At 71.6% G+C, this 10,610-nt stretch carries 7 protein-coding genes; 2 read left to right on the top strand and 5 right to left on the bottom strand.

All coding sequences use genetic code 11. The features are described from left to right. The 3 genes from ACZ4TO_RS09205 to ACZ4TO_RS09215 form a co-directional block, all read right to left on the bottom strand. Entirely contained in the window at positions 1-1,590 is a 1,590-nt protein-coding gene (locus tag ACZ4TO_RS09205; RefSeq protein WP_468023866.1) for a TROVE domain-containing protein, read from the bottom strand. 516 nt (positions 1,591-2,106) lie between these two features. After that, entirely contained in the window at positions 2,107-3,564 is a 1,458-nt protein-coding gene (locus ACZ4TO_RS09210) for an alkaline phosphatase PhoX (protein WP_382794408.1), read from the bottom strand. Between the two features lie 256 nt (positions 3,565-3,820). Beyond that, entirely contained in the window at positions 3,821-5,245 is a 1,425-nt protein-coding gene (locus tag ACZ4TO_RS09215; RefSeq protein WP_468023867.1) for a hypothetical protein, read from the bottom strand. A 375-nt stretch (positions 5,246-5,620) separates the two neighbouring features. On the opposite strand from ACZ4TO_RS09215, the gene ACZ4TO_RS09220 reads away from it, so the two are divergent. Continuing rightward, a complete protein-coding gene (locus ACZ4TO_RS09220; protein ID WP_468023868.1) occupies positions 5,621-7,447 on the top strand; it encodes an endonuclease/exonuclease/phosphatase family protein in 1,827 nt (608 codons plus the stop codon). Between the two features lie 174 nt (positions 7,448-7,621). Here the strand turns inward: ACZ4TO_RS09220 and ACZ4TO_RS09225 are convergent, their stop codons facing one another. Both ACZ4TO_RS09225 and ACZ4TO_RS09230 read right to left on the bottom strand, forming a co-directional pair. Continuing rightward, the gene (locus ACZ4TO_RS09225) at positions 7,622-8,353 is read right to left on the bottom strand and encodes an SRPBCC family protein (RefSeq protein WP_382794398.1); all 732 of its coding nucleotides are present in this window, start codon (positions 8,351-8,353) and stop codon (positions 7,622-7,624) included. Positions 8,354-8,372: 19 nt separating this feature from the next. Then, positions 8,373-9,125, bottom strand: a complete 753-nt coding sequence (locus ACZ4TO_RS09230; protein WP_468023869.1) for an ArsR/SmtB family transcription factor — start codon at positions 9,123-9,125, stop codon at positions 8,373-8,375. A 165-nt stretch (positions 9,126-9,290) separates the two neighbouring features. Between ACZ4TO_RS09230 and ACZ4TO_RS09235 the strand changes: the two genes are divergently transcribed. Continuing rightward, the gene (locus tag ACZ4TO_RS09235) at positions 9,291-10,475 is read left to right on the top strand and encodes a YihY/virulence factor BrkB family protein (RefSeq protein WP_468023870.1); all 1,185 of its coding nucleotides are present in this window, start codon (positions 9,291-9,293) and stop codon (positions 10,473-10,475) included. Positions 10,476-10,610 lie beyond the last annotated feature (135 nt).

Consider the following 10,610-nt stretch of genomic DNA (forward strand, 5'->3'; position numbering starts at 1 on the left):
TCACCCGGCCTGGGCCCACGGCCAGTCCGCGTCCCGAGCCGACTCGAGAAGCGGCACCATCCGGAAGGCCGCGTCCGAGAGCCCGCCGAACGTGTGGCGGTTACCCGTCCCCGACGGCCCGTGACCCACGCTGTAGCCGGCGAGGTTCCACGTGTAGACCGGAACGTGCGCCGGAACCTGCTCGGTCGGGTCGCCGAACTGGCTGTACATGGCCTGCTCGTCGGTGACGATGAGCACCCGGTCGTGCTTCTTGTAGTGCTTGCGGACCGCCTCGGTGGTGTTGGTGCCGCCGAGGTCGCCGAACCGTCCGATGACCTTCAGCACGGACTCGCCCGAGCTGAACTTCACCCGCTTGCTGGTGGTGCCGAACTCGACGAGATCCGCGTCCGCCGCCCGCAGCGCGAGCGCCGTGCCGAAGATCGCCGCCGCGTCGGCCCGGTTGAGCTCGGAACGCTCGGACAGCCGCGAGTAGAACATCGAGCCCGAACGGTCCACGAGGACCAGGGTGCGGCCGGGCAGCGCGGGCACGTTGGCCAGCGAGTGGCCGAGCGCCTGCTCCAGCGGGTACGACCAGCGCAGCGACGGCGCGTGCTGGTAGGCCGCGAGGTAGCGGAACGGGAACTGCCGCGAACGCGCGACCTCCGCCGGGTCACTGATCTTCGCGGCGACCCGGGCGGCCACCTCGTCGCTGACACCGGCCGCGTCGAAGTTGCGCAGGTTGCGGACGAGGGCCATCGCGCCCATGGACGGGATGACGGCCTCCCAGGCCTCCTTGTCCATCGGCCCCTGGAGCCAGCCGGCCAGCGCCTCCCACGTCATCCCCGCGTCCGCGAGCCGCTGGGCGGCCTGCGCGCCGGTCACGACCTTGCGCCGCTTGGCGGGCCGCAGCGCCATGAGGTCGCGGTGGGCGGCGAGCACGGGCAGCGACTTGGGGACGACGGCCGTGTCCGGGTTGTGGCGCCGGTCCAGCGCGTACTGGAACAGGTCGCCCTGCCAGGGCTTGTCCGGGTCCGGCGCCGCGTGCACGAGGTTGAGGATGTCGCCGAAGCGGTAGCCCTTGGACGCGGTGTCGTACTTCAGCAGCGACTTGCCGTTGTAGAGACGTCGTACGGCGTCGGCGATGCCCCGCTTGACGGGCTTGGGCACGTTGCGGCCGTACCGGGAGGTCCAGTAGGCGAGCAGCTCGCCGGGCTCGTCCGGACGGCGCAGTACGGAGGCGACGACCTGCCGGTTGGCCGGGCCGTCGGTGGCACCGGCGTCGAGGCGCGCCTTCACGTACTCGGCGGCACCGACGAGCGAGGCCGTACGGAGGTTTCCCTCGCCGCGCAGCCAGCCCAGGAGGCCCGCCGTCCAGGACGGGTCGGCGACGGCGAGCTCGCGCACGAGCGTGGCGAACCGGTCGTCGCGGGCGTCGCCGGTCTCGTAGAAGGTCCGCTGCGAGACGAAGTTGGCGATCGCGAGCAGAAAGAGCTCGGAGCGCGCGTCACGCTCGCGGCCGAGGCCCCCCTGGTGCGTCCGCAGCACTCGGCCGGTGGACGTCACGCGGGAAGTGGGCTGCGCCTTCGCCGCCTTGTTGTTGAAGCGTGCCATGGTGAATTCCCCCGAATTCATGAGCGTTTCGGAGGGAGGCACAGCAAATGGAGGGTGTCCGAGATCAGGGACGGCGACGGTTGCTTATAAACTGGCGCGTCTTCCGTTTCCGCCACACCGACCCGAAGTCGATGACGGGATTCGAACCCGCACGAGGCCGTGGCCCCACCAGTTCCCGAAGTATCCGCTGCCTGCGCACCGGGCACCCACCATGAGCTGCGCCTCCCGAGATCAAGTCGGCCGCGGCGGGGATTCTTTGAGAGAGAAGTAGCCGCGGCCCGCGCACCGGGAGGTGCATGAAGTTGTGGTGTCCAGAGATCGAGATCGGCGGAACCGACGTAGGTGCTCTAACCCCTGAGCTACATCGGCGCGTTGTGCCGACGGCGGGACTCGAACCCGCGACCGCCCCATTATCAGTGGAAGTAGGTCCTGCCTTCGCACCTGGACGTGCACCACTGTAGGAGGGCGGCCGCGAACCCGGCGAGCGAATTAATCCGCGGGGAAGGCGGGGGGAGTTCAGCCGCGCTTCTGCCGCTTCCAGGGGCCCGTGATGGCGAGCATGATGCCCGGCTCCTGGATGTTGGCGAAGAGGGTACGGCCGTCGGGCGAGAACGTGACGCCGGTGAACTCGCTGTAGGCCGGCGCCTCGGCGGTGCCGATGTTGAGCTCGTTGCGGGCGATCGGGTAGGTGCGGCCGCTCTCGGTGGCGCCGAAGAGGTGCTGGACGCCCTCGCCGTCCTCGGCGATGACGAGGCCGCCGTACGGCGAGACGGTGATGTTGTCCGGTCCGTCGAAGGCTCCGTCGACGGACGGGTCGGGGTTCACGCCGATGAGGACCTTCAGCGTCAGGGTGCGGCGCTTGGGGTCGTAGAACCAGACGGCTCCGTCGTGGGCCTGGCCGGGGCTCTCGGCGCGGGCGTAGGAGGAGACGATGTAGACGCCGCCGTCACCCCACCACATGCCTTCGAGCTTGCGGGCGCGGGTGACCTGGGTGTCGGTGAACTGCTTGCGGACGGAGACGGTCTTGGCGTCGCGGTCGGGGACGTCGACCCAGTCCACGCCGTAGACCGTGCCGATCCTGGTGGCGCGGGAGAGGTCGTCGACGAACTTGCCGCCGGAGTCGAAGCACTTGAAGGCCTGGAGCGCCCCGGCGTTGTCGTCGAGGGTGGCGAGCCGTCCGTGGCCGTGCTCGAAGCCCTGCGGAGGCGTCCAGCGGTACAGCAGGCCGTTGGGGCCCGAGGCGTCCTCGGTGAGGTAGAGCCGGCCGCGCTTGGGGTCGACGACGACGGCCTCGTGGGCGTAGCGGCCCAGCGCCTTGACGGGCTTGGGGTTCTTGTTGCGGCGGCGGTCCTGCGGGTCGACCTCGAACACGTAGCCGTGGTCCTTGGTCATGCCGTTCTGGCCGGCCTTGTCCTCGGTCTCCTCGCAGGTGAGCCAGGTGCCCCAAGGGGTGTTGCCGCCCGCGCAGTTGGTGGAGGTGCCGGCGATGCCGACCCACTCGGCGACGTGGTCGTGACGTACCTCGACGACGGTGCAGCCGCCGGACGCGGCCGGGTCGTAGACGAGTCCCTCGGTGAGCGGCACGGGATACGTCCAGCCGGAGCGGGGGCCCTTGAGCTCGTGGTTGTTGACGAGGAGGGTGGCGCCGCGCGGGCCCTGGAAGGTGGAGGTGCCGTCGTGGTTGGACGGCGTGAACTCCCCCGAGTCCAGCTTGGTGCGGCCGCTGTAGGTGATGACGCGGTAGGAGAAGCCGGCGGGCAGCGAGAGGAGGCCCTTGGGGTCGGTGACGAGCGGGCCGTAGCCGACGCCGCCGTGCCGGGCCTCCGCCGAGTCCGCACCCGCGCCCTCGGTCTCCGTCTCGGTGGCGGCGAGCGCGTTGGGTGCGGTGGCGAGGGCACCCACGCTGCCGATCAGGACCACGCCTGCACCGGTGATCGCGGACTGCCTGGCGAAGTCCCTGCGAGAGAGCGACATGTGATGTCTCCTGTGACGGTGGACTCGGACTGTCGTGGGGGGGGGGCGGCCGGCGGCCTCGGTTCGCGGCACACCGTCCCGCCCCCGCCTGAACACGAGTTGAACGCACGCCGACTTCCGCGCCCCCGCTTGCGTGAATCCACCCACCCGGAGCAGGAACGTCCCCCTCCGGGGACCACCAGGCACCCGCTCCCGCACCCGGGACCCGGCAGCCCCCAGCCAGCGCCCCGCTCCCCGTCACCTCACCGGCGGCGCGTCACGCCCCCTGTTGTGAGCGGGCCTTGAACGCGGCCTTGCGGGCCTCCTTGGCGACCTTCTTGTCGGGGTGCAGCCGGCCCATGGCCTCGAGGACGTCCGGGGCCGCGGGGTGCTCGACCCGCCAGGCCGTGTCGAAGAAGCCGCTGTGCTGCTGGGCCAGGCCCTCGACCAGGGCCTGCAGCTCGTCGGAGTTCCCCTCGGCGGCGAGCTGGGCGGCCACCGTGTCGATCGTCAGCCAGAAGACCATCGCCTCGGACGGCGGCGGCACGTCGGACGCGCCCCGCTCGGAGAGCCAGACCCGGGCGAGACCGCCCAGCTCGGCGTCGTCCAGCACCTCGCGCAGCGCCGGCTCGGCCTCCGTGCCGACGAGCGCGAGTGCCTGCTGGCAGTGCAGTCGGCGCAGCGGGGCGTTCGGGTCCGCGCCGCGTGCCGCGGAGAGCAACTCCCGTGCTGCGGACAGCGGTTCACGCCGAGCGAGCCACTGCTCGATCTCGGCCTGCGCGGCGGTCGGGGGGAAGCCCGCCGTGCCGTCGAGCAACGTGTCCGCGCCCTTGTCGGTCAGCTCGCCCACCGCGGGGGCGGAGAAGCCCGCCTCGATGAGCCGGGCGCGCAGCCCGTACAGGCCGAGCGGCGTCAGCCGCACCATCCCGTACCGCGACACGTCCATGTCGTCGGCGGGGGCCGGTTCCTCGGCGGCGTCCACCATCAGGGCCTCGTCGACCGGCTGGAAGGCGACGAGTCCGATGGGCTCCAGCAGCCGGAACTGCTCGTCGAGACGCATCATGGCGTCCGAGACCTGCTCCAGGACGTCGTTGCTGGGCTCCCCCATGTCGTCGGGCAGGATCATCGAGGCGGCGAGCGCGGGGAGCGGCACCGACACCTCCCCGAGCGCGTCCTCGCCGACGGTCAGCAGATACAGGTTGCCGAGCACGCCGTCGAGGAACTCGGACTCGGCCTCCGGGTCCCAGTTCACCGAGGAGAGGTCGATCTCGCCCTGCTCGTCCATCGCGTCGACGAGTTCGCCGAGGTCGGGCACGCTCGCGTCGGCCAGCACGACGTCGAGGGCGCCGAGCCAGTAGCCGAGGACGTCCTGCGGGGCGCCGGAGGTGAGCAGGGCGAGGTCCTCGCCCGCGGTGACGGTGCCCTCCTCCTCGTCCACGATCTCGACGAGCCCGGTGTCGACGGCCACCCGCCAGGCCTCACCGGCCAGCGCGGCCGCGTCGTCGCCGGTCAGGCCGAGGACTCCGGCCGCCTCGGGAAGCTGTTCCTCGACGAGTTCGCCCCCGGCGCCGACCCGGGTGGCGGGACCTGCCCAGCGGGCCAGCCCCGCGGCGCGCGAGAGCAGCGGCGCGGCGAGCGCGTCCCGCGCGAGCTGCGCCTCGGAGTGCAGCCGCACCGGCGGCAGGGAAGAGCTGTCTGACATCGGCTGAGTTCTCCTCCGAACAACCACGACGATCAGGGACAGGCAGGCGAGCGGTCCGACCGGCTCCACGGCGGGCGCCGGGTCCCGCCGGACGTCGGCGGGCACGGGAGCCCGGAGGCGGCCCGGGGGATCCGTCCAACTGCTCAGCCTAGACGGATTTCCACCCATGCCGCCCGGTTCATGTGTCCGACAGGTCTCGTACACCGTCGAAACCTTGACAACTCCCCCCGTCACACACGAGATTGACGCGCGTAGAAGTTCAACGGCCGTGCGGTCGAACCCTTCTACGCGCGTCACTGGCCCGCAAGCAGGTCGCGCTCCCCCCACCAGTCCACCCTCGTCCCGGCGCTCACGAACGTCCCCGGAGGGATTCCCTTGCCGAGCAAGAGAACCGCGCGCATCGGCGCGCTGACCGTCGCCGCGGTCTGTTCCACCGTCTCCGCCGTTGTGCTCACCACACCGGCCCAGGCGGACACCGTCCACATCCACGACATCCAGGGCACCACCCGGACCTCCCCCCTCGCGGGTACGAAGGTCACCGACGTGCCCGGCATCGTCACCGGCGTGCGGACGTACGGTTCGTCCAAGGGCTTCTGGTTCCAGGACCCCACGCCGGACGCCGACCCCGCCACCAGTGAGGGCGTCTTCGTCTTCACCAGCTCCGCCCCCAAGGTCGCCGTCGGCGACTCGGTCACGGTGACGGGCACGGTCTCGGAGTACGTCCCGGGCGGCGTCTCCACCGGCAACCAGTCGGTCACCGAGGTCACCAAGCCGACGGTCACCGTCGTCTCCAGCGGCAACGCCGTCCCGGCCGCGACGGTCGTCGACGCCCGGTCCGTGCCGGACGACTACGCCCCCGCCGGCGACACCGCCGCGGGCGGTTCGGTCAACGCGCTCACCCTGGAGCCGGCGCAGTACGCCCTGGACTACTACGAGTCCCTCGAGGGCATGAACGTCCAGGTCGCCGACACCCGCGTGGTCACCGCCACCGACCCGTACACCGAGCTGTGGGTCACGGTGAAGCCGCACGAGAACGCCACCCGCCGCGGCGGCACGGTGTACGGCTCGTACACCTCGCAGAACACGGGACGCATACAGATACAGTCCCTCGGCGCGACCGCGGACTTCCCGACCGCGAACGTCGGCGACAAGCTCACCGGCGTCACGGCGGGTCCGCTCGACTACAACCAGTTCGGCGGCTACACCCTCGTCGCGAACCAGCTCGGCACCCTCCAGAAGGGCGGCCTGGAGCGCGAGACCACGCGCAAGCAGGCGCGCGGCGAGCTGGCCGTGGCGACGTACAACGTCGAGAACCTGGACCCGGGCGACGCCTCGTTCGCCGCCCACGCGTCCGCGATCGTGAACAACCTGAGCTCGCCCGACATCGTGTCCCTGGAGGAGATCCAGGACAACAACGGCGCGACGGACGACGGCACGGTCGCCGCCGACCAGACGGTGAACAAGCTGATCGACGCGATCGTCGCGGCGGGCGGCCCGAAGTACGACTGGCGCTCCATCGACCCGGTCAACGACCAGGACGGCGGCGAGCCCGGCGGCAACATCCGCCAGGTCTTCCTCTTCAACCCCGAGCGGGTCTCGTTCACCGACCGCGCGGGCGGCGACTCGACGACCGCCGTCGGTGTCACGAAGGTGCGCGGCAAGGCGCAGCTCACCGCGTCCCCCGGCCGCATCGACCCGGCGAACGAGGCCTGGAAGAGCAGCCGCAAGCCGCTCGCGGGCGAGTTCGTCTTCCGTGGCCACACGGTCTTCGTGATCGCCAACCACCTCAACTCCAAGGGCGGTGACCAGGGGCTGACCGCGCAGTACCAGCCCCCGACGCGCAGCTCCGAGGTCCAGCGGCACGCCCAGGCGACCCTGGTGAACGCGTTCGTCGGCGAGATCCTGAAGACGCAGAAGAACGCCGACGTCATCGCGCTCGGCGACATGAACGACTTCGAGTTCTCCGACACCGCCAAGATCCTCGAAGGCGACGGCGAGCTCTGGTCGGCGATCAAGTCGCTGCCCAAGAGCCAGCGTTACACGTACGACTACCAGGGCAACGCCCAGGTCCTCGACCAGATCCTGGTCAGCCCCTCGATCCGCAAGGGCTGCGACCTGGACTACGACAGCGTGCACATCAATGCGGAGTTCTCCGACCAGATCAGCGACCACGACCCGCAGGTGCTGCGGTTCCGTCCGTAGCCACGCCGTCGGTCCGTAGCCGCGCCGGCATGCGCACCGTGACCGTTCCGGTCATCGGTCCGTAGCCGCTCCGGTACGCGAGAGCCCGGCCCCGTCGTCCGGGGGGCCGGGCTCTTCGCCTGCTCGGGGACTCCGCTCCGGCTCGCCGGGCGCGGCTCTCCGGCCGCGCTCGGCTCAGCCCGCGAAGACCTCGTCGAGCCAGCCCTTCCAGGCGGTCTCGTCGGCCTTGGCGTCGGCGCCGGGCGCGAAGTCGTGGACGCTCATGCCGACCGGCGCGCCCCAGCGGCCCCGCCCGAAGAAGCGGATGAGCGCGTTGTCGGTGCGCAGCCCGATGAAGTACGGGTTGCGGAAGTCGAGCACGGCGTCGAAGTCCTCGCCGCCGGGACCCTTCGCCCGCACCCGCGCGCCCTCGGCGGTGCCGTCCTGGAGGCCGAGTGCCGTTCCGACGGCCGCGAAGGCGTCGGCGGTCGCGGACACGCCGGGCCCGTCGAAGGTCGCGAAGGCCACCGGGCGGCCCGCGAAGTGGGTGACGTACTCGCGCAGGGTGTGCAGATAGAAGTCGGTGTGCTTGTCGGCTCCGTCGTACTGGTTGTCCCAGTCGTCGGTGAAGATGCCGCTGTGCACGTACCGGACCCAGGAACTCCGGCCGTCGCCGCGGGCCTCGATGGTGTGGTCGATCTGGTTGAGGCTCTGCGTCGGGAAACCGACGTCCTCGGTGCGCACGGTCAGCCGGTGCGGCGGGTCCCAGGTGGTGATGACGCTGCCGAAGGGTCCCGCCCCGCCCTCGCGGGGCTCGTACTCCATCGGCCACAGCCAGCCGCCGCTGCCTTCGGTGATCGCGTCCCAGACCCGGGCGGGCGGGACGTCGACCTCGTACTCGCGGACGACCTCGAATTCCTTGGGCATGATGATGACTCCTGGATGATCAGTGGGTTGCTTCGGGACCCGCGGGGGCTTCCCCGGCTTCGGGCCCGGCCTCGACTTCGGACGGCACCCCGGCTTCGGGCCCGGCCTCGACTTCGGACGGCGCCCCGGCTTCGGGCCCGGCCTCGACTTCGGACGCCACGGTTCCGGGCCCGGCCTCGGCCTCGGTCTCGGCCTTGAGCGTGGGGTGCACGGCGACGACGATCCGGTGCGGGCGCCCGGCCTCCGCGTCCCCGTCGTGGTACTTGCGGATGAGCGAGCTCACCCCGGCCGTCAGCTCCTCGATGAACGCGGCCCGGTCGGCCGCCGACGCGAAGGTCACCTCGCCGTCGAGCGCGTACGTCGCCAGCCGCTTACGGGCCTTCGCGGCCCCCGTGAGGAGGGAGCCGACGTCCCGGACGAGCCGGGCACCGAGCGCGAGGAGCCAGCGGGCGGACAACTGGTCCCGGAACCGGTCCGGATCGGGCTGCACGGCGGCCAGTGCCTGGGGAGAGATGACGTACGACGCCGCCGTCGCGCGCATCATCCGCTCGGTGACGTTCCCCTTGCGGCGCTCGCCCGCCAGCTCGACCAGGCCGTGCCGCTCCAGCGTCTTGAGGTGATAGTTCACCTTCTGCCGGGGCAGGCCGACCTTGCCGGCCAGCATGGCGGCCGACGCCGGCCCGGCGGCCAGCTCCGCGAGCAGCCGGGCCCGTATGGGGTCCAGCGACACGGCGGCGGCCTCGGCGTCCTCGATCACGGTCACGTCCAACATGACTCCAGACTCCCACCGAAAACTTTTCTTGTCCAGACGGCTTGATTCGTCGGTGGGTCGCGGGGCGGGGTTCCGACGGGGGCGGACGCAGTAGCCGACCGGGATCCGGGGCGGCCGGGGCGCTCCGATGGGCTTCAGGAGCGGGATCCGGGCAACACGGCGGGCATGGACGAGAAGCGACCGGAATCGAAGCGGAGAGCTCTTCCGGACACGGGCGCGGAGGCGGACACGGGCAGGGTCGCCGGCACCGGTGCCGGTACCCGCACCGACACCGACACGGACACCGGCAGCACGCGGGGCACGGGTGCGGGCGCGGTCACGGAGGGGTCCGAAGGGCAGGGCGGTCGCGTCAAGCTGCCCGCTCGATCCTGGTGGTCCGCGACCTGGCGCACGGTGAAGGAGTTCAGCGACGACGAACTCGCCGACCGTGCCGCGGCGTTGACCTACTACGGCGTGCTGTCGCTGTTCCCCGCGCTGCTGGTCGTGGTGTCGCTGCTCGGTGTCATGGGGCGGCGCGTCACGGACCGGCTCCTGGAGAACGTGGGGGACCTGGCACCGGGCCCGGCCCGCGAGATCCTGCGCGACGCGGTGACCCAACTGGGCCACAGCGGCGGTACGGGCGGGGTGCTGGCGATCGTCGGGCTGCTCGCCGCGCTGTGGTCCGCGTCCGGTTACGTCGGTGCGTTCATCCGCGCGTCCAACGCGGTGTACGACCTTCCGGAGGGCCGCCCGGTCTGGAAGACCACGCCGCTGAGGCTGGCGCTCACCGTCACGCTGATGCTGCTCCTCACCGGGAGCGCGGTCATCGTGGTGTTCACCGGCCCGCTGGCCGAACGCGCCGGGACCGCCCTCGGGTTCGGCGGCGCGGTGATCACCGCGTGGTCGATCGTCAAGTGGCCCGTCCTGCTGGTGTTCGTCGAGCTGATGATCGGGCTGCTGTACTGGGCCGCTCCCAACGTCTCCGGCCGCGGCTTCCGTTGGTTCAGCGCGGGCAGCGTCCTCGCCACCCTGGTCTGGCTGGCCGCGTCCGCGGGCTTCGCCGTCTACGCCGCCGGCTACGGCTCGTACAACAAGACGTACGGCACGCTCGCGGGCGCCATCGTCTTCCTCGTCTGGCTGTGGCTCACCAACCTGGCCATCCTGCTGGGCCTGGAGTTCGACGCGGAGCTGGCCCGCCAGCGCGCCATCACCGAGGGCCGGCCCCCGACCGAGGAGCCCTACGTCGAACCGCGCGACACCCGCAAGTGGCCCCCGCGGCTGCGGGCGTTGCTCGCGGCCCGGGAGAAGGTGGCGTCGGGGATCACGCCGACGGGCGCGAAGGCCGGCCGGGACACCGCCGGGCACGTCTGAGGAGGCGCCGGGGGCGTGTGCACGACGCGGGGGGGGGGGGGGGGGGCCCCCCCCCCCCCCCCCCCTTTCCCCCCCCCCCCCCCCCCCCCCCCCCCCCCCCCCCTCCCCCCCCCCCCCCCCCCCCCCCCACAACAT

Source organism: Streptomyces sp. NPDC028298, from assembly GCF_055565895.1.